Raw genomic sequence first — 25,422 nt, forward strand, 5'->3', positions numbered from 1 at the left:
TGACGCGCACGCCGGGCGGTTCCTCCGGCGGTTCGGCGGCATCGCTGGCTGCCGGCTTCTGCGGCATTGAGGCGGGCAGCGACATCGGCGCCTCGATCCGCAACCCGGCGCATTATTGCGGTGTCTTCGGGCACAAGCCGACCTATGGCATCTGCCCGCCGCGCGGTCAGGCGCTGCCGGGCCGGGTCTCGGCCTCCGATATCTCGGTGATCGGCCCGATGGCGCGCAGCGCCGCCGACCTTGCCCTCGGCCTGGATGCGATGGCCGGGCCGGACGATATCGAAGGGGCGGGCTACAAGCTGACCCTGCCGGCGCCGAAGAAGAAGAACCTGAAGGACTACAAGGTCGCCCTGATGCTGACCGACCGCAATGCGGAGGTCGATAAGAGCGTGCAGGACCGGCTGCTGGCGCTGGCGGATTTCCTGCGCAAGGAAGGGGCGACGGTGGACGAGCGTGCGCGCCCGGACATCGATACCGACGAGGCGATGGCAATCTATGTCGCACTGCTGCGCGGGGCGACCTCCGGCCGGCAGACGGCGGAACAGTACAAGGCGAACCTGGCGCTGGCGGAGAAGCTCGACCCGAAGGATGAAAGCTATGCCGCCCGCATGCTGCGCGCCGTGACCATGCCGCACAAGGACTGGCTGGCCTTTAACGAGCGCCGCCACCAGCTGCGGCTGAAATGGGCGGAATTCTTCACCCAGTACGATCTGCTGCTGTGCCCGACCGCGACCACGGCGGCCTTCAAGCAGAACCAGAAGGGCGAGCGCTGGGAGCGCATGATCCCGGTGAACGGCAAGGACCAGCCCTCGACCGACCAGCTGTTCTGGGCCGGCTATACCGGTGCCTTCTACCTGCCCTCGACCATGGCGCCGATCGGTCTGACGCCGGAGGGCCTGCCGGTCGGCGTGCAGATCGTCGGCCCGCAATATGGCGACCGCACCTGCATCGCCTTCGCCGGGATGATCGAGAAGGGCTATGGCGGCTTTATTGCGCCGCCCGCCTACGCGGCATAAGAACACGCATTCTTTTGCGCGGAAGTGTCGCGGATACAAGAAAAGGCTTGACCAAGCCGGGCTGAAAAATGCTCCACTCTTGAACCGCGCTGCGAAAGGGTGATTCGCGGCGCTTTGATCCATGACCAGCAGCCGAGAAGAGACGCGATGACACAGGTTAAGAGGGGCAAGGGCTTCCTGAACACACCGGGGCCGACCAATGTGCCGGACCGCGTGCTGAATGCGATGCACACCCCGGCCGTGGATCTGAACGATCCCCGCCTGCTCGACACTGTCGCGTCCTGCTTCGAGGATATGCGGACGGTCTTCCGCACCAGGGAAGGCCGTATCTTCATGTACATCACCAACGGCCACGGCGCCTGGGAAGCAGCGCTGGTCAACGTGCTGAGCCCCGGCGACAAGCTGCTGGTGCCGGAAACCGGCAATTTCTCCGCCGGCTGGCGCGATGTGGCGACCGCCTATGGCGCCGAGATCGAGGAGATTCCGAACGACTGGCGCAAGGCCATCCAGCCGTCGCAGATCGCCGAGCGTCTGGCCGCCGACAAGGACAAGAAGATCAAGGCCGTGCTGCTGGTCCATACCGACACTGCCGTCGGCATCACTGCCGATGTGAAGGCGGTGCGGGAGGCCATGGACAAGGTCGGCCATCCGGCGCTGCTGATGGTCGATACCATCGCCTCGCTGGGGACGGTCGATTTCCGCATGGACGACTGGGGCGTGGACGTGGCTGTCGCCGCCTCGCAGAAGGGGCTTATGATGCCGCCGGGCCTGGGCTTCGTGGCCGCCGGCCCGCGCGCCATCGAGGCGCACCGGAAGGCGACCGCGCCGCGCCGTTACTGGGACTGGGGTGCCAGGCTGGAGCCGGAAAGCTATCGCCGGTTCTGCGGCACCGCGCCGGAGCATCACATGTTCGGCATGCGCGCGGCGCTCGACATGCTGCTGGAGGAGGGGCTGGAGAATGCCTTCCGCCGCCACCAGATGCTGGCCGACGCCACCCGCGCGGCCATCGAGGTTTGGAGCAAGGCCAATGTGCTGTCCTTTAATGCGGTCAATCCGGCTGAGCGCTCGAACGGTGTGACCACCATCCTGGTCGCCGATGGCTTTGACGGGGCCGCGATCCGCGAGGTTGCCCGCGAGGTCTTCCAGACCGGTCTCGGTGGCGGCCTAGGCAAGCTGCAGGGCAAGGCGTTCCGCATCGGCCATATGGGCGACATGAACGAGCCGATGCTGCTGGGCGCGCTCTCGGCGGTCGAGGCGTCGCTGTCCTATCTCGACATCCCCTACGAGCGCGGCGGCGTCGATGCGGCGATCCGCAGCATCGCCGCGTCGCGCAAGCGGATGGATCAGGCCTCGTCGCCGATCACCCTGGTCAAGCCGGGTGCAAAGCCGGCGGCGTAGGTCATCGTCAGGTCGCCGACCGAATCGGGACTTTTCTCGAAAACCTGCGTGCCGATGAAATGATCGACCCTCTCGCCATCCTGGGCGAGGGGGCAGATCAGCCGCTGGGTGCGGCCCTTGGCAACCTCCAGGGCGCCAATGAAGACCGATTCGGACAGCAATGGCAGGCGCGCGATCCTTGCCTGTTCGTACAGGCCGGTGATGTAGCGCGCATAGTCCTTGTTGGGGTTCAACTCGTCCACATAGGCGCCGGTCAGGTCGAGGCCGGCGGCCTTGGCAAGGCCGGTGCCGCACAGGCGGAAGCGCAGCCGCCCCCCGTCCAGTTCGACGATGCTGACATAGGGCAGCAGCTTCGGCCCCAGCTCCAGCGGATCGAAATCCTGCCGGCGGGGCAGGGCGCCGCCGTGCCGGTCCCGCTGCGCACGCCAAAGGCGCAGCAGCCTGCGGATTGTGGGCCGCATCTCTGTCTCGGCCTTGGCGTTACCCGTTTGATCCGTCACTGACACTCCTTTGCTTAAAAGCCAGCGTAAAGACATAGGTGGCGAAGCGAAAGAAAAAGGCCCGGCAGAGACTGCCGGGCCTTCGCGTTGAGGGGTTGCGTGCCGGTCAGGCGGCGTTCACATCCCGCAGGAAGCCGCTGACTTCCCGCTGCAGCGTGCCGGCCTTGTCGCCCAGCTCGACCGAGGAGGTCAGCACCTCGTTGGCCGAGGCACCAGTGACCTGCGCGGCGGAGCTGACGCTGCCGATGTTGCTCGACACCTCGTTGGCGCCGGCGGCGGCCTGCTCGACATTGCGGGCGATCTCCGAGGTGGCGGCCTGCTGTTCCTCGACGGCGGCAGCGACCATCGTGGTGATGCCGTTCATCTCGTTGATGCGCTCACCGATCCGGCGGATCGCCTCGACAGCCGAGTTTGTCGTGGCCTGGATCGAACCGATCTGGCTGCCGATATCCTCGGTCGCGCGGGCGGTCTGGCTGGCCAGGCTCTTCACCTCGGAGGCCACGACCGCGAAGCCCTTGCCGGCATCGCCGGCCCGTGCGGCCTCGATGGTGGCGTTCAGCGCCAGCAGGTTGGTCTGCTCGGCGATGTCGTTGATCATGCTGATCACCTCGCCGATGCGGTTGGCGGCTTCCGCCAGTTCCTGCACCACATTGTTGGTCTGCTCGGCTTCCTTGGCGGCCTCGGTCGCCAGGGTCGTGGACTGCGACACCTGCCGGCTGATCTCGGCGATGGAGTTGGCCAGCTCTTCCGCAGCGGCGGAGACGGCGTTCACATTCTGCGAGGCCTGCTCGGCGGCGGCAGCCACGGAGGTGGCGCGTTCGGTGGTCTCGACCGCGGTGTCGCTCATCGAGCGGGCGGTCGCCTGCATGCTCTCGGCGGAGTGCGAGACGTTCTCCAGCAGCGCTTCCACGCTGGTGCGGAAGCTGTTGGTCAGCTGCTCGATGCGGGCGGCACGGGCATTCCGCTCCTCCTGCTCGCGGGCAGCAGCGGCGGCCATCTCCTCATTGCGGATCAGATTGTCCTTGAAGACCTGAACCGCCTCGGCCATCTCGCCGACCTCGTCCTTGCGGCCGACCGCCGGAATCTCGATGGTCTTGTCGCCACCGGCCAGACGGGTCATGGCGTCGGTCATGCGGCTGATCGGGGTGACGATGCCACGGGACAGCATCAGGGCCAGCGTGATCGCCACCGCGAGGGCGATAACACCGCCAATGATGATGGCTGTATAGGTGGTCGAGATCGCGGCATATTCGATTTCGACGGCGCGTGTAACCTGCGCCTGCTCGGTCTGCGACATCTCTTCCTTCAGGGCGCGGATGCCATCGATGAAGCGCTTGCCGGCGCCGACCGCTTCCAGGGTGCGGGCATCCTCAATGGTATCGACGTCGCGCATGGCCGCGATCTGGCGTGAGGCGACGGTATCGATCCAGTCCTTATGAAGGGTGGTTAGCTTTTCCAGCCTTTCACGCTGCTTGGGATCGTCGTCCACAACGAGGTCAGCCTTGAGGGCCTCAATAGCAGCAGCATAGCGTTTCGTACCGTTTTCATAAGGAGCGAGATAGGCAGGATCGCCGCTGATCAGATAGCCGCGGATACCGCTCTGCTGGTCAACGATGGCGGCAGCCATGTCATTGATATCATCGAGCATCTTGTTGGCATGCTCGGCGTCACGGATGGCGCTCTGAACGACCGACACCTGCCAGAAGGCCACGGCGCTGACCGCGAACATGATGGCGACGATGACCGCGAAGGCGAGGGGCAGCTTCGCGGAAATTCGAAGATTGTTCAGCATGGGAAGTGTTCCTTCGCTACTAGGCGGGTTCAGCGAGCGGCCTGCTGGCGGCGCATCGCCAGCATGTCGAGATCGACTTCGACGGTGATCGCACCGACAGGCTTGCCGTCGGCCGGGTCCTTGATGGCTAGGTTCACCTGCTGCAGGCGGTGGCCGGTATCCTTCTCGACCGCGACCTTGTCGGGGAACACCGCATCCGGGCCGACCAGGAAGGTCTTCTGGTACTTCGCCTCGTCGCCCTGCCAGTAGTCGCTAGTGATGCTGCTCTGGCCGACATTCAGGCCCTTGTTGTCCATCACGAACATTTCGACGAACAACCCGCGGGACTCCGCCATCTTGCGGACCAGATAGCTCGACAGCGGCGACCCCAGAACCTGGGCGATCAGCGGCTGGTCATCCGACTTGCGCTGTTCGACCCATTTCTTGTCCAGCGCATCGATATCGGCCTGGGTCAGCGTCTTGTGGCGCTCATTCTGCGCCTTGATCGAGATCAGCACCGTCGAATGGCTGGCGATCTCGCGCATCTGTTCGATCAGAGCGTCATCGACCTGGGCCGGCGCGACATCGGAGGCGTGCGCCACGCCCAGGAAGGGGGCGGTAAAGAGGAAAGTCGCGGTAAGGGTCGCGGCAATGCGGGATGTCATCGGTACATGCTCCTGTATGCTTGCGCGTCTGCGCATGGCCGGAACATGCTCCCAAAAAATTAATAAAACCTTTCTTCAAAGTTAATCAGATATTACGCATGCCATTGAATATATGGAGAAATTGCAAATGCGAATTCATGTCATCAGAAATGACTCAAATTTTCCATAAACTTAGGACTGATATTGGAATCATTTTGGCGCGGAAATAATTACCGCGACACTGAAAAATAGCCGAAAATTTTTTGCGTATTTCGGTAAGGCGCGGATCAGTCCGCCGCATTCGCCCGCGAGACGGTGGCCGGCAGATAGGTTTCCAGGCTGGCCTTTACTTCAACAAGACGCGGGCCAGTCGCCTGGACCGCCTCGCGCAGCACAGGGCGGATATCCTCCTCGCGCTCGATGCTGTAGCCGGCGGCGCCATAGGCCCGTGCCAGCGCCGCGAAGTCGGGGTTCACCAGATCGGTGGCGACCACGCGCCCCGGATAGTGCCGTTCCTGATGGATGCGGATGGAGGCATAGCTGCTGTTGTTCGACAGCAGGATCAGCAGCGGCAGCTGGCGCGCCACAGCCGTCATGAACTCCGAACCGGTCATCATGAAGCCGCCATCGCCGACCAGGCAGATCACCTGCCGCCCGGGATGGCGCAGGGCGGCGGCGACCGCGCCAGGCACGCCATAGCCCATGGCGCCGGAGATCGGCGCCAGCAGGCGCTGCGGATGGCGGAAGGGGACATGGCGATAGACATGGCTGGACAGCGTGCCGGCATCGGCGACGACGATGCCGTCTTCCTCCAGCACCTCGTTCAGCGCATGGACGACATTGCCGAACACCACACCGTCCGGCGCCGCCTTCACGGTCCAGGTTGCATAGTCCTCGTAGAGCGCGCGAACCATACCCGACCAGTCGCGCGCGGGCAGAGCCGTACCGTCTGCCAGTGCCTCCGCCAGCGCCTTTGGCGAGGCCGCGATACCGACATCGGCGATGAAATGCTGGCCGATGATGCGGGAATCGTCATGGCAATGCACCAGCGCCTGACGAGGACGCGGGTAGTCCGGGAAGCTGTAATTCTGCGTGGTGATGTCGCCCAGCCTTGTGCCCAGCGCCAGAATCAGGTCGCTGTCCTGGAAGGCAGCGATCTGCTGCTTCGGGTTGGCGAGGCCCAGATCGCCAGCATAGAGCGGATGCGCGTTGGGGAACAGATCCTGCCGGCGGAAGCTGACCGCGACCGGCACGTTCCAGCGTTCGGCGAAGGCCAGCAGCGCCTCGCGCCCGCCCGGCACATCCAGTCCGCCGCCGGCGATGATCAGCGGGCGCTGTGCCTTTTCCAGCAGGGCGCGGACTTCCGCCACATCGCCCGGCGCCGGAACAGACGGGCGGCGCTGCTGTACCACGCCGGCCGGCATCGGCGCTTCCGGGAACTGCAGATCTTCCGGCACCACCAGCACGACCGGGCCCGGCGTGCCGCTGGTGGCGATACGCACCGCCTTGGCGGTCAGCTCTGGCACCTGCTCGGCGTCGATGGCCTCGGCCACCCATTTGGCGATGCCTCCATACATGCGGCCATAGTCGATTTCCTGGAACGCCTCGCGCCGCAGATCCTTCTTCTCGATCTGGCCGACGATCAGGATCAGCGGCACCGCGTCCTGCTCCGCCGTGTGCAGGGCAATCGCGGCGTTGGTGGCGCCGGGGCCGCGGCTGACCAGCAGCACGCCCGGCCGGGCGGTCAGCCTTGCATCGGCGACCGCCATGAAGCCGGCGCTGGCCTCGTGCCGGGCCGTCACCACATCGATGGGGGAGTCGTGCAGCGCGTCCATGATGCCAAGGAAGCTTTCGCCCGGCACGCAGAACACCCGGTCGATGCCGTTGCGGTGCAGAATTTCGACAAGGGCCTGGGCGGCGTTCGGCATGGGGGCATTCCTGCGCTGCTGTAAGTGTATCCAGATGTGTACAGAATGGCTAAAGCCTCACCCTGTTATGGGCAAGACCCATATGGGGAAGCCTGTCATGCAGGAAAGGGGGCATGCCTTGCACCGGCCGCCTGTTGACCGTGCCAGCCAGGACGGGTAATTATATTTCCATGATGTATCCGGTCCGGAGCAACGCGATTCGAATTATCGCCCCGGCGTCTGTCGAGACGCCGGGTGTCGTCGAGTCGCGTTCTGTTACCGTTTTTGAGGGTACATCCCATGTCTGTTTCGCCCATGTCAGTTTCGAGCGTTCTTTCGACTGATCTTTCTGCTGGCGCCGACCATCCGGCTGCCGGTGATCCCGTCCTCGCCCATTTCCGTCTGACCGCCCTGGCCGACCCGAACATGCTGTCGCGCCTGTTGGAGCATTTCGCCAAACGCAGCCTGGTGCCGGAGCGCTGGCTGAGCCAGCGCGTGGACGATACTGACGGCGACCTGTTGCAGGTGGAGGCGGAATGCCATCTGCGCGACGCCGATACGGCCCAGTATGTCGGCCGCTGCCTCGCGCAGATTCCCGGCGTCACCGGCTGCGTGGTCCTGACCGGCTGAGGGCTTCCTCAGCCGGCATTACGCTGGCGGCGCCAGGCGATGGCGACCGCCGCCAGGATCAGCAACCCGCCAAGCCCGGTGCGGAACCAGCCCTCCATCATCAGCAGCGGCAGGCCGATGGCGGCCATGAAGGCCGCTCCGTAATAGCGGCTCCAGGCATGGCCCTTCTCCCGTGCGCGCTGGTACAGCGGGAAGCAGATCGAGAACACCGCCATCACCGTGAAGAACAGCGCCCAGGGGCGGGTGACGAACAGGGTCAGATCGTCGCTGGTGGATAGCGCGCGTGAAAGGTTCAGTTCCGCCACCGGCCCCAGCACCACGCCCAGCACCATCGGCGTCAGCGGGAAGCCGCGCTGCTGCATGACGAAGCCCAGTATGCCGAACATCAGCAGCGTCCAGATGTCGGAGATCACGTTGCTCAGCGTGAACACGCCGATGGCGCAATAAGCCAGGATGACGACGCCCAGAATGTAGAGCGGTACCCGCGTGACCAGCATGAAGATGCGCAGGCAGCCGGAGGTCAGCGCCAGCGTCATGAAGTTCGCCAGGAAATAGGCGACCATGATGGCGTAGGCCAGCTGCGGCTGGGTGGAGATGAAGGTGGGGCTGGGTGCGATATTGTGGATGGTCAGCGCGCCCAGCATCACTGCCGTCACCGCGTCGCCGGGGATGCCGAGCGCCATCATCATGATGAGCGCGCCACCCGCCGTGGCGTTGTTCGAGGCTTCGGAGGCGATCACGCCTTCGGGAATGCCGGTGCCGAATTTCTCGGGATGCTTCGAGGCCTTCTTTTCCTGGTCATAGGCCAGGATGTTCGAGATCGAACTGCCGGCCGCCGGCAACAGCCCGATGAACAGGCCGATGGCGGAGGACCGGACCACCGTGAGCCAGTGCCGGAAATTGAGGCGGATGGATTCCAGATGCTCCATGCGCACGGCGGCATGCCTGCCGGACAGCATCGGTTTCCGGGCAGCCTCCGTATCCTGCATGTCGGACAGCAGCTGGCTGAAGGCGCACAGCCCGCTCAGCACGGGCAGGAAGTCGAAGCCCGCGCGCCAGCTCTCGATGCCGAAGGTCAGTCGTTCGGCGCCGTTGATCGCATCCTCGCCGACGGCGGCAAGCACCATGCCGAACACGCCGGCGATCAGCCCCTTGACCAGCGCGCCGTCCGACAGGCTGGCGGCGATGGTCAGCGCGAAGCAGACCAGGGTGAAGAAGTCCCAGGGGCCGAATTCCAGCCCGATGGCGGCCAGCGTTGGCGCCATGACGACCAGAACGATGGCCGACAGGATGCCGGCCAGGAAGGACGACCACAATCCAAGCCCCAGCGCCAGGCCGGGCCGGCCGGCGCGCGACATCGGGAAGCCGTCGAAGGTCGTCGATATGGCGGATGGTGTGCCGGGAATACCGATCAGCGCCGAGGCGAACATGCCGCCGGTCAGGCCGCCAACATAGACGCCCAGCATGGTGGACAAGCCCTCGACGGAACTCATCCCGAAGGTGAAGGGCAGAGTCAGCACCACCGCCATGGTGATGGTGAAGCCGGGGATCGAGCCTGCAATCAGGCCGCAGGCCACGCCGGCAGCCATCAGCCCCAGATTATGCAGGGCGAAGACAGCCTCGAAGGCGGAGAACAGATTCTCGAAGATCATCGTTCAGCCCCTGCCTTACCGGAACAGCTCGCCGACGGGCATGGCGACGCCAAGCCCGTAGCGGAAGATCGCCCACATGCCGCCAACGGCGACGATGGAGATGATTGCGTGCAGCAGCAGGCTGCGCGGGTCGCGCCGGCCGATGATGCCCTGCGTCAGGAAGACGAACAGCGCGCCGCTGACCAGCATGCCGAGATAGGGCAGGGCCAGCAGGAACAGGAAGAACATGCCGAAGCAGGTGATCGCACTGCTGTAGCCTTTCAGCCAGGCGCGCAGGCTGCGGCGTTCGCCCTCTGCGGGCGGCGTGGCGACCGACTGCACCAGATAGATCATCACCAGGACGAACATGAGCGTCAGCGCGAAACGCGGCCAGACGTCCGAGCCCATGGTGGAGAAGGGAATTTCGCGGATGTAGAAGGTCTGCCAGAAGAAGGCTCCGCAGACGAGCAGCAGCACGATGGCGGTGATCGTGTCGCGGTTGAGGCGGTTCATGGGCGCACCGATAGAAGGGGAATAGCCGCAGGCGGGCCGCGGATATCCGCAGCCCGCCCCGTTGTCTAGATACTGCCGGGAAGGCCGGTTTACGGCTTCTTGTACATCCCGATCTTGATCGCCAGCCTTTCATGCTCGGCGAAGCTCGACTTCAGGAAGGCGGCATAGTCGGCGGCATTCTTGTACATGACGACCGAGCTGGCGCCGGTGATCGCCTTGGTCAGCGACGGGTCCATGGCGGCCTTCTCGAACACGCCTTCCCAGAAGCGGATGATCTCCGGCGGGGTGCCCTTCGGCGCCATGACGCCGCGCGCCAGGCCGTAGGTTACCGGGACGCCCTGCTCCTTCAGGGTGGGGATGTCGGCGACCTGCTCGTCGCGCTTCTCCGTGGCGATGCCGAGCGCCTTCAGCGAGCCCTCGGAGATATACTGCTTGGCGGTCAGGATGTTGGTCTCGCCAAGCATCACGTTGCCGGCCAGCAGGGCAGTGTTGCGCTCGCGCGTGCCTTCGTAGGAGACGTAGCGGAACTCGGCGCCGGTCGCGTCCTCGACCAGCAGGAAGATGAAATGGCTGGTCGAGCCCAGGGTGACACCGGCGGTGATGCTCTTGGGCTCCTTCTTCGCGGCGTCGATCATCTCCTTCATAGTGGCGTAGGGGGCCTTGGCGTAGGCACCAATGATCGACGGGGTGTAGGTCACCAGCGAGATCGGCTCGAACGCGTCATAAGTGTAATCGACGCGGCCGGTCAGGAAGCTGGTGATGACGCTTTCATGGATTGCCACCAGGGTGCAGCCGTCGGGCTTCGCCTTGCGGGCCTCGCCGGAACCGCGGTTGCCGCCCTGGCCGCCGATGTTTACGACCTGCAGCTCGGGCTTCACGCCGCTCTTGTTGATCGCATCGACGAAGGTGCGGAACACGATGTCGGTATCGCCGCCAGCACCCCAGGGCACGATCAGCTGCGCGGTCGAGCAATCGGGCGCTGCCGCGCGGCTTTCGCCGGGGAAGAACGCCGTTGCGGCCATCAGAGCCGCGGCAGCGGTGGAGAGAAGTGTGCGCTTATACATATTCGGACCCCCTTGTTGTGTCCTTTTGGTTTATCGGACCGGATGAAGCGCCTTCGATGCCCGCGCGCCGCAGGGGCGCTTGGACACTCTGCAATTCCTCTTGTTCGTTTCCGCGGGAGCGGGTTGTTTTTATAGTTCTGGACAAACTTCCGGGCAGGAAAGTAAGGCATTGTTACTAGTTTTGCCAGCCATGCCCTGACGGCACCGGCATCAAACGCCCGACCACAGAACAGGAAGAGGTTTTCATGTCCGTTTCAAGCGCTCCCCTGCGTGTTGCCGTTGGCGGTTTCGGGGCCATCGGCTTCGCCCTGGCGAAGGCCCTGGATGACGGCATCGACGGGCTGGCGCTGGCGGCGGTCTCCGCCCGCGACAAGAAGAAGGCGGCCGAGAAGATGGAAGGTTTCCGGGCGCCGGTCCCGGTGGTCGATCTGGAGGCGCTGGCGGAACTTGCGGATATCGTCGTGGAGTGCGCGCCCTCCACCGTGTTCCGTTCCATTGGTGAGCCGGCGCTGAAGGCAGGCCGCATCTTCGTGCCACTCAGCGTCGGTCAGCTGCTGGTGCATGACGATCTGAAGGACATCGCCATCGCCCATGGCGGCCGCATCATCGTGCCGACCGGTGCGCTGATCGGGCTGGATGCGGTGCGCGCCGCCGCCGAGGGCAACATTGAGAGCGTGACCATGGTGACGCGCAAGCCGCCGCGCGGACTGATGGGCGCGCCCTATCTGGCGCAGAACAACATCTCGCTGGAAGGGCTGAACGAGGCGAAGCTGATCTTCGACGGCTCCGCCCGCGATGGCGCCAAGGGGTTCCCGGCCAATGTGAATGTTGCTGCCGCGCTCAGCCTCGCCGGCATCGGGCCGGACCGCACGCGGCTGCAGATCTGGGCCGACCCGGCGGTGACGCGCAACACCCACCGCATCGAGGTGGAGGCAGACAGCGCACGCTTTGCCATGAGCATCGAGAATGTGCCATCCGAGGAGAATCCGAAAACCGGCAAGATCACCGCGCTCAGCGCCATTGCCTGCCTGCGCGGGCTGGTCGCGCCGATGCGGGTCGGCACCTGAGCCCCCGGCCCAAATCCCCAGCCTGAAGAAAATTTCACTTTGCTGATGTTTTTTGTTTGACAGGCAGGCGCGGAAAGAGCATTTATTCTGATAGCTGGCATTTTACGCAATCAAAACGAAGGCGTGGCTAGCATATCGGCTAACCCTTAGAAAAAGGAATTTGATCATGGCCGCAGGTAATAACTCCATCAATACCAATGTCGGCGCTCTCGTCGCCCTGCAGAATCTGAACAGCATCAACAGCCGTTTGGATACGACGCAGAACCGTGTTTCGACCGGTTTCAAGGTGACTGGCGCTGTCGATGACGCTTCCAGCTTCTCGATCGCTCAGGGTCTGCGCGGCGAGATGAAGGCCTACGGTGCCGTCTCTCAGGGCCTCGCCAATGCGCGCGGTGTCATGAAGGTTGCCGAAGCCGGCGCCACGGCGGTGTCCGATCTGGTCGGCGACATCAAGAAGAAGGTCGTTGAGCTGGCGAACGCCGCCATCACGACGGCACAGCGCTCGATCCTGACTTCTGACTTCAATCAGCTGGTCGATCAGGCCCGTGCCTTCCTGAACCAGGCGACGTTTCAGGGCAACAACCTGCTGAACTCCGGCGCGGCGACGACCAACGTCATCTCGGACATCGATGGTTCGACCATCGAGCTGCGTCCGAATGACCTGATCGGCGATCTGGACACCTTCTCGGGTGCCGCGGACGTCAGCAGCGCCTCGGCGGCGACCTCGACGCTGGATGCGCTGGCCACCTTCGAGTCGGCGGTCAACACGGCGCTCGGCAACATCGGTGCCGATACCCGTAAGCTGAACTTCCAGGACGATTTCATCGGCAAGATCGCTGATGCCGTGGAAGTGGGCCTCGGGTCTATCGTCGATGCCGACCTGGCAAAGGAATCGGCAAGGCTGCAGGCCCTGCAGATCCAGCAGCAGCTGGCTTCGCAGTCCCTCAGCATTGCCAACCAGCGCCCGTCGGTGCTGCTCAGCCTGTTCCGTTAATCACGGAAACCGGTTTTACCGGAAGGGCGGGACCGCAAGGTCCCGCCCTTTTTCTTTGTCTGTTGTTCCGTCCGCCGCGTTTCATTCTCGCCGGCGGCTTCTGCCTTGTTGCGAGAAGCGTTTACGGCTTGGGAAAGGCTGCTGCTAACTGCCTGCGGTACCGGGCAGTTTTGTGCATGGCCGGCCAGCGACTAGGAACTTCTTGCCGGGACAATCCTGCGCGGTTTCATTCGTTGGCCTAAAGCGTCAAAAGAAATTGTTTAAAAACAAATAGTTATGTTGATTTTCTGTTATGGCACGCCGGTTGCTCTGGAATGCCCGTAGTCATCTACGGACAGGAGCCTCGCTATGCCAGCAGGTCAGAATTCGATCAATACGAATGTCGGCGCGCTTGTCGCGCTGCAGAACATGAACAGCATCAACAGCCGCCTGGATCAGACACAGAACCGTGTCTCGACCGGTTTCAAGGTCACGGGTGCGGTCGATGATGCCTCCAGCTTCTCCATCGCCCAGGGTCTGCGCGGTGAGCTGAAGGCCTACAGCGCCGTCTCCCAGGGCCTTGCCCAGGCGCGCGGCGTGATGACCGTTGCCGAGGCGGGCGCCACGTCGGTGTCTAACCTTGTCGGCGACATCAAGAAGAAGGTCGTCGAGCTGGCGAACGCCGCTATCACGACGGCGCAGCGCTCGATCCTGACGGCTGACTTCGATCAGCTGGTCGATCAGGTCCGCGCCTTCCTGAACCAGGCGACCTTCCAGGGCACCAACCTGCTGAACTCAGGTGCGGCCACGGTCAATGTCATCTCCGATATTGACGGTTCGACCATCGAGCTGCGGCCGAACGACCTGATTGGCGATCTGGACACCTTCTCGGGTGCCGCGGACGTCAGCGACGCCTCGGCGGCGACCTCGACGCTGGATGCGCTGGCCACCTTCGAATCGGCGGTGAACACGGCGCTGGGCAATATCGGTGCGGATACACGCAAGCTGAACTTCCAGGACGATTTCATCGGCAAGATTTCCGATGCCGTGGAAGTGGGCCTGGGGTCCATCGTCGATGCTGACCTTGCGAAGGAATCGGCGAAGTTGCAGGCCCTGCAGATCCAGCAGCAGCTGGCTTCGCAGTCGCTCAGCATCGCCAACCAGCGGCCGTCGATCCTGCTCAGCCTGTTCCAGTAACGCCAGTTCTGGTAAGGTAAAGGCCGGGATTGGACGATCCCGTGCTTTTTTCAAGTGGCGCAAGCGGCCAAACCCGAGGATGTGGACATGGCACTGAAAATCAATGTCAAGCCTGGCGAAAAAATCGTCATCAATGGCGCGGTCATCACCATGGGTGAGGGGGCGAGTTACATCGTGCTGCAGAACCAGGCGACCTTCCTGCGCGAGAAGGACATCATGCAACCGGAGGAAGCGAATACGCCGGTCCGGCGAATTTACTTCTCCTTAATGCTTATGTACTTAGATCAGGAAAATTACCAAAGCTACTACAACGAGTATATGGATCGGATGATCGAACTGCTGCGCACGACAACGCTGCCGCAGGTCCGCGATACGCTGATGGTGATTTTCCGGGATGTTCAGGAAAAGCGATTCTTCCAGGCCATGAAAGCCTGCAAGGCACTGATGAAGTTCGAGGAAGAGCTGTTGAAATCCTTCGGCGGCGAGGTCGAACCATCGGACCTGGAAATGGCTGTAAAGCCGACGTGAGAAAGGTGAATACTATGGTAGGGAATTACGGCGCTTATCAGCGCGCGAACTCCGTGACGGAAAATCCGCGCGCCCTCGAATATCGTCTGCTCGGCATGGTGACGGCGGCAATGATCGAGGCGGAAAAGAAGCCCGATGCTGCGCGCTTTCCGGCACGGGTCGATGCGGCCTACTGGAACAAGCAGATCTGGGATCATCTGATGGTCGATCTGACCCATGATGAGAACAAGCTGCCGAAGGAGCTGAGGGTCTCCCTGGTCAATATCGGCGTCTGGGTGAACAAGGAAGTCCGCAGCGTCATGGACCGCAAGACGGATTGCAGCACGCTGATCGAGATCAACCAGATCATCATGCAGGGCCTGAAGCCGCCGGCGACGGGCGTCGATGATGAAAAGGGCGCGACAGCGTCTTCCATGCCGGCTCCGACATCCTCCTCGGCAAGCCCGCAGCGTATGCCGGAAGAGGCGCTGGCAGCGGCCGTTCCCGCCAATACGCCGATCCGCGGCTATGGCACCAGCCAGGGCGGCAAGGCCTACGGGATGTCTATCCGCTCCTAGACGATGCCCCCGCGCTGGCTGTAAGCTGGTATGCAATACCGGCTGGCCAGTGCGGGAGAATCGCCGGGGCAGAGAAGGGGGCGTCGCGTGACCGATGAATTCAAGACCGTGCCCTTGCGGCCGGGTCAGAAGCTGGTCGTGAACGGCGTGGTGGTCCGCATGGGCCCGGATGGCCAGAGCCTTGAGCTGGACCTGAAGACCCCGGTCCTCACCGAAGACGAACTGATGAACGAGGACGAGGCGACAACCCCGGCCAAGCGCATCTATTTCCTGTTGCTGGTGATGTATCTTGATGCGTCGAGTTTTGACGCAACCTACCTGCCGTTTATGGACCGGATGATCGAACTGTTGCAGGCGACGACCATCAAGGAAGTCCGTGAGAATCTGCGCATCATCATGCAGTGCGTCGATAGCGGGCGGCTCCATGAGGCGCTGCAGGCCTGCCGGGCGCTGGTGCTGTTCGAGAAGGAGGTCCTGTCGCTCGCCGAGTCGTCTTCCGGGGCTGCCAGGGCGGGGTAATCCATGTACGGCTACAGTGCCTATCAGAAAGCCGCCAGAACCACGATCAGCCCGCGCAGCGCCGAGCACCGGCTGCTGGGAGAGGTGACCGCAGCCTTGATTGCGGCCGACCAGAACCCGGATGCGAAGCAGCAGATGGTTGACGCCCTGCTGTGGAACAAGAAGGTCTGGGACAATCTCATCATCGAATTGAAGGCCGACGATAACCAGCTGCCGGCCGATCTTCGGGCCTCCATGGTGAAGGTTGGCGTCTGGGTGCTGCGCGAGACCTATCGCGTTATGGATGGCGACAGCGACATCAAATCCCTGATTGAAATCAATACCATCATCATGGAAGGGCTGCGCTAGAGCCGCCTGCCCATACGTGAATGACAAGCCGTTGATGCCCGTCCTTGAAAAAGGGGCGGGCATTGTTGTTTCGGACTGCTTTCGACAGTCTGCGCCGCCCGTCTGCACGCCCGGCACATTCTCCCCCTGAGGTACCCTGATGGGGCGGCAAGAATTGCCGGGAGCGTGCGACATGCTTCCTCGCCGTTGCCTGTTTTCAATAAATTATTATTCAAAAACATATAGTTATGTTAATTCGCCGAACTGGCATCGCGTTTGCTCTCTCCCTAGCCAAAGAGAACATGGCATCGGTTTGGGAGTTCAGACATGCCGGTCAATTCGATCAACACCAACACCTCGGCTCTGGTCGCCCTGCAGGCGCTCAATGCGACGAACCGGGAGCTGGATACCGTCCAGGACCGCATTTCCACTGGCCTTAAGGTCACGGGTGCTGTCGATGACGCTTCCAGCTTTTCCATCGCGCAGGGCATCCGCAGCGACCTGAAGTCCTATTCGGCGGTGTCGCAGGGCATTTCCAACGCCAAGGGCCTGCTGACGGTGACCCTGGCCGGCGTCACGACGATCTCGGACCTGCTGGGCGACATCAAGAAGAAGGTGATCGAGGGCATGAACCCGGCTAACACCTCCGAGCAGCAGGCGATCCTGGCCGCCGACTATGTGGAGCTGATCGCGCAGATCGAGCGGCTGATCGAGAATTCCACCTATAACAGCCGCAACCTGCTGGTCAGCGGTGCCACCGACGTGAATGTCATCAGCAATATCGACGGCGCCACCATTCCGGTGCGCGCGAACGACCTGGCGGCCGGCCAGGACGACCTGGCGACCAACACCAACCTCGACTCTGTTGCCAATGCGACGTCGGCGCTGGACGCCATCAACACCTATATCGGCACGGTCAACACGGTGCTGGGCAATCTTGGCGCCGACAGCCGAACAATCAGCTTTCAGGACCAGTTCATCAGCGTGCTGGACGATGCGACGACGACTGGCCTGGGCGACATCGTCGATGCCGACCTCGCCAAGGAATCGGCGCGGCTGCAGGCCATCCAGGTGAAGCAACAGCTCGGCACCCAGACTCTCAGCATCGCCAACCAGCGTCCGCAGGTGATCCTGCAGCTGTTCGGCGGCTGATGAGGGATATGGCCCGTTTCTTGCTTGGATGTCTTTGCGGTAGTTCCTGCCCGGTTTTGACCGGGGACATTAGGAGAAGTCAGCGATGAGCCTCGATATCGCCCTGCAAAATTCCCTCAGCGGTCTGCGCGTTGCGCAGGGCGGGCTGGATATCGTCGCGCGCAACGTCACCAATGCGAATACCGAAGGCTATACCCGCAAGAGCGCGCAGCAGCTCCCCACCGTCATCCGTGGCGAAGGGGCGGGCGCCTATCTGGCGGAAATCCGCCGCACTGTGGATGCCGGGCTGCGCCGCGAACTGGAAACCGCGATCTCCAACGAGGCGCGGCTGACCGTTGTGGACAAGGCGCTGGCGGAGCTGGAGTTGTCCTTCGGCAAGCCGTCGGAGAATGATTCCATCGCCGGCCGGCTGAACCTGCTGCGCAACAGCTTCGAGCAGCTGTACGCCAACCCGGAGAATCTGACCACGCAGCAGAAGGTGCTGGGCGAGGCGCAGAACTTCATCGACACGATGAGCGACCTGTCGCAGCAGATCCAGGATCAGCGCGCCCGGGCCGATGCCGAGATCGCGACCGCGGTTGCCGATACCAACGCCGCGCTGGCCAATATCAAGTCGCTGAACGACGAGATCGCGCGCCGCCAGGCACAGGGCAAGAGCACGGCGGACCTGGAAGATCTGCGCGACATGGAGTTGCAGACGGTCGCGGAGAATATCGGCATCCGCTATTTCGAGCAGAGCGACGGCAAGATGGTCATCATGACCGAAAGCAGCCGCTATCTGGTCGAGTATGAGGATTTCGCGCTGGAATTCTCCACCACGGCAAATTTCGATCCATCCTCGCGCTATCCCGCCAATGTCGGCGGCCTCACGCTGAACGGCGTCGATATCACGGCGGAGACCACCAGCGGCAAGATCGGTGGCCTGCTGGAGATGCGCGACAGCCGGCTGGTGCAGGCGCAGGGCCAGCTCGACGAGCTGGCCGCGACCATGGCCGAGGCGTTCCAGGGCACCGGCACGCCGCCGCCGGCGGCACCGCCCTACGATAACCGGGTCGAGCTGTTCATGGACAATGGCGCGACCTTCGTGCGCGGCGCCGACGATGTGAATGTGGTCGGCTTCTCACAGCGCATGACGATCAATCAGGACATCGTGGACGAGCCCTGGCGCCTGCGCGAAGGCTCCGACCCGGCGACGGTGGTGGCGGAAAGCCTGAACACCGGTGACACGGCCGTCCTGCAGTCGATCCTGACCATGTTCGAGACGCCGCGCGCCTTCACCACGACCGAGCCCGGTCTTGCGGGGCCGGGTGCCGGCCTGAACCTGGATGTCGGCACCGGCGTGACGCTGCAGAGCTATTCCGCCGGTATCGTCGCCTTTCAGGGCCAGACCCGGGCCAGCGTGCAGGCGCAGCTGAACTTCGAATCGGGTTTGAAGCTGTCGCTCGACCAGCGGCTGAAGAATGAGAGCGGGGTCAATATCGACGAGGAAATCTCGACGCTGATCCAGCTGCAGACATCCTATGCCGCCTCGGCGCGGGTGATCTCCACCATTACCGAGGCGTTCGACCAGCTGATCAACATCCGGCGCTGACGCCGGATAGGCTGAATGAGACGGACTGAAAGAGGAAGAGAGCCATGAGGATCGCCAACCTCGCCCAGACCCTGCTTATCCGCAACCAGACGCTGGAAACCCAGGCGCGGCTGCAGACCGTCGAGCAGCAGATCGCCAGCGGCTACAAATCCCAGGTCTTCAGTGGCCTTGGCGGCGAAGCCAAGAAGCTGCTCGATTTCGACCAGGCGAAGAGCAGCCTGGCGACCTATGTGGACAGCATCGTGGCGGCCGAACGGCGCGCCAAGGTGATGGATGCGGCGATGCTGCAGGTCAGCGACATCGCCAAGGATCTGCGCGCCGACAATATCGCCACCTTCCCCTATATGAACGATACGTCGGTTCGGCAGAATGTGCTGACCCGCGCGGAAGAGGCCATCGGCACCACGATCAGCGCGCTGAACACGCAGTTCGAGGGGCGCTTCCTGTTCTCCGGTTACGAGCTCGCGACCAAGCCGGTTGACGATACCGCGGCGGATATCATTGCCGATGCCGAGGCGGTGCTGGTCGCTAACGGTTTCCCGGTCGGTACCCAGCCGATCACCCCCGCCGATATCGAGGCGGCGGTGGACGAATATCTCGGCATCGCCCCGGCGGGTGCTGCCACCTATTACCAGTCCGGCTCCAGCGACCAGGTGGCCGTGCGGATCGACGCCAACCAGGAACTGACCTATGGCGTGACCGCCGATGACGATGCCTTCCGCACCGTGCTGAAGGGCTATCTGATGACGTCGCTCTCGGTGTCGCGCTACGACGATCTGGAGGGCACGGCGCAGGGCAGTTTCGATACGGCCTACGCGAATGCGCGCGGCTTCATCGAGCAGGGCGACGACGCGGTGAATGGCGCGGTCGGCCAGCTGGGCATCCAGCGCCAGAAGATGGAGACCACCCGTCTGGGCCATGATTCGACCATCGATATCCTGACCCAGAGCATTTCCGAGATCCAGGATGCCGACGTCTATGAGGCGATCACTGAACTGCAGCGCCTGCAGGTGCAGCTTCAGGGCTCCTACCAGGTGACGGCGCAGCTCGCCAATCTCAGCCTGGTGAACTTCATCTAAGGCCTTCCGGCTTTATCGCTATCTGCGCCTTTACGCATCGTCCGCTTCGATTTATCGGGCGGACGATGTTTGATTTAGGAAAGGTGCGCGCAGGCGGTGAAGTCCCCTCATTCGTCATTCCCGGGCTTGTCACGGGAATCCAGGGTTCAGCCTGCTCAGGCGGATATCCAGCAAGCGGAAGCCTGGACCCCCGGTACAAGACCGGGGGTGACGGTCAGGGTTTTGTCCCCCGTCAGAGCTTGCTATAGCGCCGCCTCCTCAGTGGGGGCGGCGCTGCCTGTTGTGATCTGCTGTCTTTCGCTTATATATAAAAAGCGTCCTTTAACAGGAAGTGGCGAGAGCAGGAGAGACAGGCGTGATCAGCGGCATCGGATCAGGCGGGACTTTCGGCGCCGGCACCCAGCCGGCGGCCCGGAACAATGCTGAGCCGCTCCGCACCAATAGCGCCCGTATTCCTGCCAATGCAGGCCCGTCAGAGGAACCGCTCTCCCGGCCGCGTCCCCCGGGGCCGACCGAGGTGGACGGTCCCCAGGTCTGGGGCAATGGCTATCTCAGCCCGGTCTATCGCTTCGACGACAGTACCAGCACCCTGTTCTTCGAGCAGCGCGCCTTCGTCTCCGGCGACACCACCCGCCAGGTGCCGCTCGAAAGCGCGGTGAAGCTCTACAGCCTGTTCGAGCAGGTGCGCCAGAGCACCCTGCCGGGGCAGTCCGGCGAGGCTGAGACAGCAGGCCAGGGCGATCCGGCCCCAGTGCCGACAGCATCTGGTCGGGAGACACCTGAGGCTACGGCCACGGGTCAGACGGAAGCCGCCACTGCAACGGGTGGCACCCCGCAGCCCGCCCCGGCGGAAACGGCACCGATAAGGCAGCCATCCAGCGCTACAGCAGGGCCTGTGGGCCAGTTGCTCGACATCGAGGCCTGAGCGCGGTCGGACTTTTTCAGCAATCCAAACGATAACGGCCCGGTCCGCGTTCTGCGGTCCGGGCCGTGTCTCCTGCCCCTGCTGGCTAACGAGAGGGGCGGGAAGGGCGTGTGTCAGATCTCGCGGTTGACGGCGATCGACACCTTGTCGTGCTTGGGCGTGCTGACGCCGTAGCTGAAATTGCCGGTGGCGGTATAGCCGCCGGTTTCCGCGCGCCTGGTCTGCACGGCGTCCTTGATGACCTTGAAGACGCGCTCGCCGGCTTCAACGGCGCTGGCGAGTGCCATCATGTTGCGACTGACCAGCGCCTGCAGTGCGTCCATCTTCTCGCGCAGCAGGCTGCGCTGCTCCTCCGGCGCCTGGTTCACCGGCGCGGGGTTCTGCTGCAGGGCGGTCTGCAGCTTCACATAATCGTTCGACGCCATGGTCTTTTCCGTCTGCAGCGTCGCGATCTCCTTCAGCAGCCGCTTTTCCAGCAGCTGGGTCTCGCGGCTGAGCACCTCGATCAGACGGTCGATGATCTCGACGAAGCGGTTCAGGTTGACCGGCGGGGGCGGTGCCTCCTGGGCCAGCGTCATGGCGGTGAATGCGGCGTTCATTTGCCTGTCTCCTGTAGTCTCAGCATTTCGGCCTGCACATTGTCGGCGATGCCGAACCCGCCGCGCCTGGAGATTTCCTTGCCCATCTCGGTGACGAGCAGGGAGCGCCAGATGCCTTCGGACGGGCCGCCGCCGAAGGGGCCGTCGGTCGGCAGCGATTCGAACATCGGTTTCAGCATTTCCGAGATGAAGACGGCCTCGAATTCCTCCGCCGCCTTGCGGGCCTTGTCGGCGGTCATGCCGGGGCCGGTCGGGATGGTCGGGCGCCCGCTGGTCGCCTGGCTGGTGGCCAGCGACAGGTCGATCGGGCTGGAGGACGCGGTGCTCATCAGATCACCTCGATTTCGGCCTGCAGCGCGCCGGACGCCTTGATCGCCTGCAGGATGGAGATCATGTCGCGCGGACCGACGCCCAGCGCGTTCAGCCCATCGACCAGCTCCTGCAGCGTGACGCCGGAGGGCATGACGGTCAGCCGGCGGTCGGCCTGCTCGTCCACCTCGATCTGGGTGCGCGGCACGACCACGGTCTGGCCGCCATCGCTGAACGGGTTGGGCTGCGAGACCTGCGGCGTCTCGGTGATGCGGATCGTCAGGTTGCCCTGGGCGATGGCGACGGTGCTGATGCGCACATTCTCGCCCATCACGATGACGCCCGACTTCTCGTCGATCACCACCTTGGCGATATAGTCCGGCGAGACGCGCAGCTGTTCGATATCGGTGATCAGGCCAACCGCGTTGTTGGCGTACTGCTGCGGCAGCGCCATGCGCACGGTCGCCGGGTCCAGCGGCTGCGCGATCGGCTGGCCAAGGAAGGCGTTGATCGCCTGGGCCACGCGCCGCGAGGTGGTGAAATCCGGGTTGCGCAGGGAGATCTTCACCGACTCCATCTCGGTCATCTTGAAGTCGATCTCGCGCTCCACGATGGCGCCATTGGCGATCCGGCCTGCGGTCGGCACGCCACGGGTGATGGAGGCGGCGGCGCCCTGCGCGGAGAAGCCGGAGGCGGCCACCGGGCCCTGCGCCACGGCATAGACCTCGCCATCGGCGGCGATCAGCGGCGTGACCAGCAGCGTACCGCCCAGCAGGTTGGAGGCATCGCCGATGGTGGAGATGTTCACGTCGATGCGGGTGCCCTGGCGGGCGAAGGGCGGCAGCGTGGCCGTGACCATCACGGCGGCGATATTATCCACTTCCAGCCCGTTATCGCGGGCATTCACGCCCAGGCGCTCCAGCATGCCGACCAGGCTTTCGCGGGTGAAGATCGACTTGGTCAGATCGTCACCCGTGCCGTTCAGCCCGACCACGAGGCCGTAGCCGACCAGGATGTTGTCGCGCACGCCCTCGAAGCTGGCGATGTCCTTGATCCGCGAATTGGCGGCGGCAGGCTGCGCGGCAGCCAGCAGGAACGCGGCCACCACCAGCAGGGGGGCGGCGAGCGCCGTCGAAAACAGGGTCTTCCGGATTGATCGCAGCATGTCGCTTCCTCGTGCGTGCAAGCCTGGCGTAATGTCTCGCCACCTCATATGCGAAATGCGTGCCAGCCTTCGGGGCTTGGCGGTCGGCGGCGTCAGGGCCCGGAATTCCGCCACTTCGCGCGGATCAGGGCCAGGACCGGGCCAGGCCGGGCGCGGGTCGGCGGGCAAGGCGTTCCCGGTATCGGGTTACAGGCGGAAAAAATTGCCGACCCCGCCAATATGCCTTGCGGTACCAGTGTAATTTGTTGATCCGCCGGCTTATATGGCCATATATAGAGGCATTGGGACGGAGAGAAAATGAAAGTCGGTTCAACAGGCCCCATTCGGTCCGACGCCGCCCGCCGGTCTGACAAGGCCAAGGGCCGTGGCGCCGAGTTCGCGCGTCATCTGAGCGCGACGGAGGAGTCCGGCTCCGCCCAGCCCGTCTCCGGTGTGTCTGGTGTTGATTCCCTGCTGGCTGTCCAGCAGGTGGACGAGCGGCCCGAGCGCCGCGCGCGCCAGCATGGCGAGGATCTGCTGAGCCGGCTGGACGAAATTCGCCATGGCCTGCTGCTGGGTGGAATCCCGCTCTCCCGCCTGGAACAGCTGTCCGACATGGTGAAGCGGCAGCGGGAGCGCGATCTCGATCCGCGTCTTGCCGGAATCCTGGACGACATTGAGCTCCGGGTGCGCGTCGAGCTGGCCAAACTGGGCCGCGACAGCTAGCGCTTCTATATTATTAAATACTGAAATTCATTACTTTATTTCGATTTTTCGCCGGCTTTCCATTTAATAAAACTTACTCTTGTTCAGGGGCAATGCGATCCCTATACTCCGCGCGCTTTCGGTTCTGCGTAGCGTGGAGTGGAGTATGTCAGCATCGCCTTTGCTGCCCCCCGACTACCGGCCGTCCGAGGACGAGCCGTTCATGAATCCGATGCAGCGGGAGTATTTCCGCCAGAAGCTGTTGCGATGGCGACAGGAGATTCTGGTGGAAGCGGGGCAGACCCTCGACCATCTCAGCCAGGAAAATTTGCAGCAGCCGGACATGGCTGACCGCGCCTCGCTGGAGACCGAGCATGCCATCGAGCTGCGTACCCGGGATCGCGAGCGCAAGCTGCTCGCCAAGATCGATGCCGCGCTGGAGCGGATCGACGATGACAGCTACGGCTATTGCGAGGAGACGGGCGAGCCGATCAGCCTGCGCCGGCTGGAGGCACGGCCCATCGCCACGCTGAGCCTTGAGGCGCAGGAGCGGCACGAGCGGATGGAACGCACCCACCGCGACGACTGATCCCGCACCCGGATCGGACAATTACAAAGGCCGCATCGCAGGGTGCGGCCTTTGCTTTTCTTGCCCGAAAACAAAAAGACCGCCTGGCCCCGGTTTCGGGAGGCGGTCTTTCGGTTCAGCCTTCTGCCGGCCGTCGCTTGCCCTTTAGCTACTTGCCTTTCGGCGGGGCGGGCCAGAACCTTCTGCCCTGGGCCTTCTGCTTCCGCTTGCCGCCTGTCCGGCCTTCTGCCGGCAAAATTTGCTGCCGTCTTTAGAACGGCATGATGATGTCCATCACCTGCTGACCGTAGCGCGGCTGCTGCACGTCGGTGATGTGGCCGCGGCCGCCATAGGCGATGCGCGCCTCGGCCAGACGGTCATAATCGATGGTGTTGGTCGAGCTGATATCCTCCGGCCGGATGATGCCGCCGACGATCAGTTCGCGGACCTCGAAATTCACCCGCACTTCCTGCTTGCCATAGACCACCATATTGCCGTTCGGCAGCTTCTGGGCGACCACGGCGGCGACCCGCAGATTGATCGCCTCCCGGCGGTTGATAGTGCCGGTGCCGGTACTGCTGCTGCCGCTTTCCAGACCCAGCAGATTGCCGGGGTTCACGGCGTCGGGCAGCACCTTGCCGAGTTCGGCTTCCAGGCCGAAGAGGCCGGTCAGCCCGGCATCCTCGCTGTTGGCGCGGGTGCGCGCGGTTGTGTTCGAGAGCTGCGCGTTATCGGCAATCTCGATGATGACGGTGATCAGGTCGCCGACCTGGGACGCGCGCTGATCCTTGAAGAAGGCCCGCGAACCCATGCTCCACAGCGAATTCGCCTGGCGCACCTGCGGCCGCATCTCCGGCATCGGCATGCTGACCGGGGTGTAGTTGCTGGAGTGGGTCGGGTTGTCGATGCCGCCGAGGCCCGGCGCCTTGCCGACCTGGCTCAGCCGCTCGCCGGCACCGCAGGCCGACAGGCTGAGCGCGGCAAGGGCGGTGCAGGCGAGCAGGAGCGCGCGGTTACGCTTCGGGCTGTGGGGTTTCGTGGTGGTCATGGCAACTATCCTTCTTCAGGCAAGCTAGGGGCAGTCAAAGGGGCGGTAAGGGCGGCCGCC

General features: G+C 63.5%; 27 protein-coding genes. 16 read left to right on the forward strand and 11 right to left on the reverse strand.

Annotated features, from left to right (window positions below; translation table 11 throughout):
• Together MK313_RS09455 and MK313_RS09460 are read left to right on the forward strand one after the other, a co-directional pair.
• The coding region (locus MK313_RS09455) for an amidase family protein (protein ID WP_287781113.1) at positions 1 to 1,016 on the forward strand (1,016 nt) is incomplete at its 5' end.
• A 147-nt stretch (positions 1,017 to 1,163) separates the two neighbouring features.
• A complete protein-coding gene (locus tag MK313_RS09460; protein WP_287781116.1) occupies positions 1,164 to 2,414 on the forward strand; it encodes a pyridoxal-phosphate-dependent aminotransferase family protein in 1,251 nt (416 codons plus the stop codon).
• On the opposite strand, the gene MK313_RS09465 is transcribed toward MK313_RS09460, so the two are convergent.
• The 4 genes from MK313_RS09465 to MK313_RS09480 all read right to left on the reverse strand — a co-directional run bounded on the left by MK313_RS09465 (position 2,360) and on the right by MK313_RS09480 (position 7,257).
• A complete protein-coding gene (locus MK313_RS09465; protein WP_287781118.1) occupies positions 2,360 to 2,914 on the reverse strand; it encodes a PAS domain-containing protein in 555 nt (184 codons plus the stop codon). The two genes, MK313_RS09460 and MK313_RS09465, sit on opposite strands and share 55 nt — an antisense overlap.
• A gap of 106 nt (positions 2,915 to 3,020) precedes the next feature.
• Entirely contained in the window at positions 3,021 to 4,706 is a 1,686-nt protein-coding gene (locus MK313_RS09470) for a methyl-accepting chemotaxis protein (RefSeq protein ID WP_121217205.1), read from the reverse strand.
• 29 nt (positions 4,707 to 4,735) lie between these two features.
• Positions 4,736 to 5,350, reverse strand: coding sequence for a hypothetical protein (locus MK313_RS09475; protein ID WP_121217207.1), 615 nt, complete (start codon positions 5,348 to 5,350; stop codon positions 4,736 to 4,738).
• Positions 5,351 to 5,616: 266 nt separating this feature from the next.
• The gene (locus tag MK313_RS09480) at positions 5,617 to 7,257 is read right to left on the reverse strand and encodes a thiamine pyrophosphate-dependent enzyme (RefSeq protein ID WP_121217209.1); all 1,641 of its coding nucleotides are present in this window, start codon (positions 7,255 to 7,257) and stop codon (positions 5,617 to 5,619) included.
• 294 nt (positions 7,258 to 7,551) lie between these two features.
• Here MK313_RS09480 and MK313_RS09485 point away from each other — a divergent pair, with 294 nt between their 5' ends.
• Positions 7,552 to 7,866 carry a hypothetical protein gene (locus MK313_RS09485; protein WP_121217211.1) on the forward strand — a complete coding sequence of 105 codons (315 nt, stop codon included), beginning with the start codon at positions 7,552 to 7,554 and terminating at the stop codon, positions 7,864 to 7,866.
• 8 nt (positions 7,867 to 7,874) lie between these two features.
• On the opposite strand, the gene MK313_RS09490 is transcribed toward MK313_RS09485, so the two are convergent.
• The 3 genes from MK313_RS09490 to MK313_RS09500 form a co-directional block, all read right to left on the reverse strand.
• A complete protein-coding gene (locus MK313_RS09490) occupies positions 7,875 to 9,518 on the reverse strand; it encodes a tripartite tricarboxylate transporter permease (protein ID WP_287781123.1) in 1,644 nt (547 codons plus the stop codon).
• A 15-nt stretch (positions 9,519 to 9,533) separates the two neighbouring features.
• Positions 9,534 to 10,010: a tripartite tricarboxylate transporter TctB family protein gene (locus tag MK313_RS09495; RefSeq protein WP_008945809.1), complete on the reverse strand. Its 477-nt coding sequence runs from the start codon at positions 10,008 to 10,010 to the stop codon at positions 9,534 to 9,536.
• A gap of 89 nt (positions 10,011 to 10,099) precedes the next feature.
• Positions 10,100 to 11,074, reverse strand: coding sequence for a tripartite tricarboxylate transporter substrate binding protein (locus MK313_RS09500; protein ID WP_008945808.1), 975 nt, complete (start codon positions 11,072 to 11,074; stop codon positions 10,100 to 10,102).
• 245 nt (positions 11,075 to 11,319) lie between these two features.
• Here MK313_RS09500 and MK313_RS09505 point away from each other — a divergent pair, with 245 nt between their 5' ends.
• The 11 genes from MK313_RS09505 to MK313_RS09555 all read left to right on the forward strand — a co-directional run bounded on the left by MK313_RS09505 (position 11,320) and on the right by MK313_RS09555 (position 20,989).
• Positions 11,320 to 12,141, forward strand: coding sequence for an aspartate dehydrogenase (locus MK313_RS09505; RefSeq protein WP_287781126.1), 822 nt, complete (start codon positions 11,320 to 11,322; stop codon positions 12,139 to 12,141).
• 166 nt (positions 12,142 to 12,307) lie between these two features.
• Positions 12,308 to 13,135: a flagellin gene (locus MK313_RS09510; RefSeq protein WP_121217219.1), complete on the forward strand. Its 828-nt coding sequence runs from the start codon at positions 12,308 to 12,310 to the stop codon at positions 13,133 to 13,135.
• A gap of 348 nt (positions 13,136 to 13,483) precedes the next feature.
• Positions 13,484 to 14,311 (forward strand): flagellin, encoded by an 828-nt coding sequence (locus MK313_RS09515; protein WP_121217221.1) that lies wholly within the window; start codon positions 13,484 to 13,486, stop codon positions 14,309 to 14,311.
• A gap of 87 nt (positions 14,312 to 14,398) precedes the next feature.
• Positions 14,399 to 14,839 (forward strand): flagellar biosynthesis repressor FlbT, encoded by a 441-nt coding sequence (flbT, locus tag MK313_RS09520; protein ID WP_008944781.1) that lies wholly within the window; start codon positions 14,399 to 14,401, stop codon positions 14,837 to 14,839.
• A 14-nt stretch (positions 14,840 to 14,853) separates the two neighbouring features.
• Positions 14,854 to 15,396, forward strand: a complete 543-nt coding sequence (gene flaF, locus MK313_RS09525) for a flagellar biosynthesis regulator FlaF (RefSeq protein WP_121217223.1) — start codon at positions 14,854 to 14,856, stop codon at positions 15,394 to 15,396.
• Between the two features lie 87 nt (positions 15,397 to 15,483).
• On the forward strand, positions 15,484 to 15,915 hold the full coding sequence (locus MK313_RS09530; RefSeq protein ID WP_008944783.1) for a flagellar biosynthesis repressor FlbT: 432 nt from the start codon (positions 15,484 to 15,486) through the stop codon (positions 15,913 to 15,915).
• Positions 15,916 to 15,918: 3 nt separating this feature from the next.
• Positions 15,919 to 16,263: a flagellar biosynthesis regulator FlaF gene (gene flaF, locus MK313_RS09535; RefSeq protein WP_008944784.1), complete on the forward strand. Its 345-nt coding sequence runs from the start codon at positions 15,919 to 15,921 to the stop codon at positions 16,261 to 16,263.
• Between the two features lie 306 nt (positions 16,264 to 16,569).
• Entirely contained in the window at positions 16,570 to 17,394 is an 825-nt protein-coding gene (locus MK313_RS09540; protein WP_008944785.1) for a flagellin, read from the forward strand.
• 85 nt (positions 17,395 to 17,479) lie between these two features.
• Complete coding sequence (gene flgK / locus MK313_RS09545) at positions 17,480 to 18,985, forward strand: flagellar hook-associated protein FlgK (protein WP_008944786.1); 1,506 nt, start codon at positions 17,480 to 17,482, stop codon at positions 18,983 to 18,985.
• A gap of 44 nt (positions 18,986 to 19,029) precedes the next feature.
• Positions 19,030 to 20,064 (forward strand): flagellin, encoded by a 1,035-nt coding sequence (locus tag MK313_RS09550; RefSeq protein ID WP_287781132.1) that lies wholly within the window; start codon positions 19,030 to 19,032, stop codon positions 20,062 to 20,064.
• 355 nt (positions 20,065 to 20,419) lie between these two features.
• The gene (locus MK313_RS09555) at positions 20,420 to 20,989 is read left to right on the forward strand and encodes a hypothetical protein (protein WP_287781134.1); all 570 of its coding nucleotides are present in this window, start codon (positions 20,420 to 20,422) and stop codon (positions 20,987 to 20,989) included.
• A 113-nt stretch (positions 20,990 to 21,102) separates the two neighbouring features.
• Here the strand turns inward: MK313_RS09555 and MK313_RS09560 are convergent, their stop codons facing one another.
• Genes MK313_RS09560 through MK313_RS09570 form a run of 3 tightly spaced genes read right to left on the reverse strand, consistent with a single transcriptional unit; the run spans position 21,103 to position 23,062 of the window.
• On the reverse strand, positions 21,103 to 21,588 hold the full coding sequence (locus tag MK313_RS09560; RefSeq protein ID WP_287781137.1) for a hypothetical protein: 486 nt from the start codon (positions 21,586 to 21,588) through the stop codon (positions 21,103 to 21,105).
• Positions 21,585 to 21,917, reverse strand: a complete 333-nt coding sequence (locus MK313_RS09565; RefSeq protein WP_008944790.1) for a rod-binding protein — start codon at positions 21,915 to 21,917, stop codon at positions 21,585 to 21,587. Before MK313_RS09565 ends, MK313_RS09560 begins: the two co-directional genes overlap by 4 nt.
• Positions 21,917 to 23,062 carry a flagellar basal body P-ring protein FlgI gene (locus tag MK313_RS09570; RefSeq protein ID WP_287781139.1) on the reverse strand — a complete coding sequence of 382 codons (1,146 nt, stop codon included), beginning with the start codon at positions 23,060 to 23,062 and terminating at the stop codon, positions 21,917 to 21,919. The genes MK313_RS09565 and MK313_RS09570 overlap by 1 nt, the downstream gene beginning before the upstream one ends.
• Before the next feature lie 297 nt (positions 23,063 to 23,359).
• Here MK313_RS09570 and MK313_RS09575 point away from each other — a divergent pair, with 297 nt between their 5' ends.
• On the forward strand, positions 23,360 to 23,767 hold the full coding sequence (locus tag MK313_RS09575) for a flagellar assembly protein FliX (RefSeq protein WP_121217233.1): 408 nt from the start codon (positions 23,360 to 23,362) through the stop codon (positions 23,765 to 23,767).
• 145 nt (positions 23,768 to 23,912) lie between these two features.
• Complete coding sequence (dksA, locus tag MK313_RS09580) at positions 23,913 to 24,335, forward strand: RNA polymerase-binding protein DksA (RefSeq protein WP_008944793.1); 423 nt, start codon at positions 23,913 to 23,915, stop codon at positions 24,333 to 24,335.
• 250 nt (positions 24,336 to 24,585) lie between these two features.
• Here dksA and flgH read toward each other — a convergent pair whose 3' ends face one another.
• The gene (gene flgH, locus MK313_RS09585; RefSeq protein WP_287781143.1) at positions 24,586 to 25,362 is read right to left on the reverse strand and encodes a flagellar basal body L-ring protein FlgH; all 777 of its coding nucleotides are present in this window, start codon (positions 25,360 to 25,362) and stop codon (positions 24,586 to 24,588) included.
• Positions 25,363 to 25,422 lie beyond the last annotated feature (60 nt).

It is taken from the genome of Oceanibaculum sp. (genome assembly GCF_022449305.1).
In the GTDB taxonomy this organism is placed as follows: domain Bacteria; phylum Pseudomonadota; class Alphaproteobacteria; order Oceanibaculales; family Oceanibaculaceae; genus Oceanibaculum; species Oceanibaculum indicum.

Coding starts and splice junctions, on each gene's coding strand:
- dksA (WP_008944793.1), top strand. CDS start 23,913: ATGTCAGCATCGCCTTTGCTGCCCCCCGACTACCGGCCGTCCGAGGAC.
- MK313_RS09510 (WP_121217219.1), top strand. CDS start 12,308: ATGGCCGCAGGTAATAACTCCATCAATACCAATGTCGGCGCTCTCGTC.
- flgK (WP_008944786.1), top strand. CDS start 17,480: ATGAGCCTCGATATCGCCCTGCAAAATTCCCTCAGCGGTCTGCGCGTT.
- MK313_RS09490 (WP_287781123.1), bottom strand. CDS start 9,518: ATGATCTTCGAGAATCTGTTCTCCGCCTTCGAGGCTGTCTTCGCCCTG.
- MK313_RS09480 (WP_121217209.1), bottom strand. CDS start 7,257: ATGCCGAACGCCGCCCAGGCCCTTGTCGAAATTCTGCACCGCAACGGC.
- MK313_RS09565 (WP_008944790.1), bottom strand. CDS start 21,917: ATGAGCACCGCGTCCTCCAGCCCGATCGACCTGTCGCTGGCCACCAGC.
- MK313_RS09485 (WP_121217211.1), top strand. CDS start 7,552: ATGTCAGTTTCGAGCGTTCTTTCGACTGATCTTTCTGCTGGCGCCGAC.
- MK313_RS09500 (WP_008945808.1), bottom strand. CDS start 11,074: ATGTATAAGCGCACACTTCTCTCCACCGCTGCCGCGGCTCTGATGGCC.
- MK313_RS09470 (WP_121217205.1), bottom strand. CDS start 4,706: ATGCTGAACAATCTTCGAATTTCCGCGAAGCTGCCCCTCGCCTTCGCG.
- MK313_RS09515 (WP_121217221.1), top strand. CDS start 13,484: ATGCCAGCAGGTCAGAATTCGATCAATACGAATGTCGGCGCGCTTGTC.
- MK313_RS09570 (WP_287781139.1), bottom strand. CDS start 23,062: ATGCTGCGATCAATCCGGAAGACCCTGTTTTCGACGGCGCTCGCCGCC.
- MK313_RS09540 (WP_008944785.1), top strand. CDS start 16,570: ATGCCGGTCAATTCGATCAACACCAACACCTCGGCTCTGGTCGCCCTG.
- MK313_RS09560 (WP_287781137.1), bottom strand. CDS start 21,588: ATGAACGCCGCATTCACCGCCATGACGCTGGCCCAGGAGGCACCGCCC.
- MK313_RS09550 (WP_287781132.1), top strand. CDS start 19,030: ATGAGGATCGCCAACCTCGCCCAGACCCTGCTTATCCGCAACCAGACG.
- flgH (WP_287781143.1), bottom strand. CDS start 25,362: ATGACCACCACGAAACCCCACAGCCCGAAGCGTAACCGCGCGCTCCTG.
- MK313_RS09460 (WP_287781116.1), top strand. CDS start 1,164: ATGACACAGGTTAAGAGGGGCAAGGGCTTCCTGAACACACCGGGGCCG.
- MK313_RS09495 (WP_008945809.1), bottom strand. CDS start 10,010: ATGAACCGCCTCAACCGCGACACGATCACCGCCATCGTGCTGCTGCTC.
- MK313_RS09475 (WP_121217207.1), bottom strand. CDS start 5,350: ATGACATCCCGCATTGCCGCGACCCTTACCGCGACTTTCCTCTTTACC.
- flbT (WP_008944781.1), top strand. CDS start 14,399: ATGGCACTGAAAATCAATGTCAAGCCTGGCGAAAAAATCGTCATCAAT.
- flaF (WP_008944784.1), top strand. CDS start 15,919: ATGTACGGCTACAGTGCCTATCAGAAAGCCGCCAGAACCACGATCAGC.
- flaF (WP_121217223.1), top strand. CDS start 14,854: ATGGTAGGGAATTACGGCGCTTATCAGCGCGCGAACTCCGTGACGGAA.
- MK313_RS09575 (WP_121217233.1), top strand. CDS start 23,360: ATGAAAGTCGGTTCAACAGGCCCCATTCGGTCCGACGCCGCCCGCCGG.
- MK313_RS09505 (WP_287781126.1), top strand. CDS start 11,320: ATGTCCGTTTCAAGCGCTCCCCTGCGTGTTGCCGTTGGCGGTTTCGGG.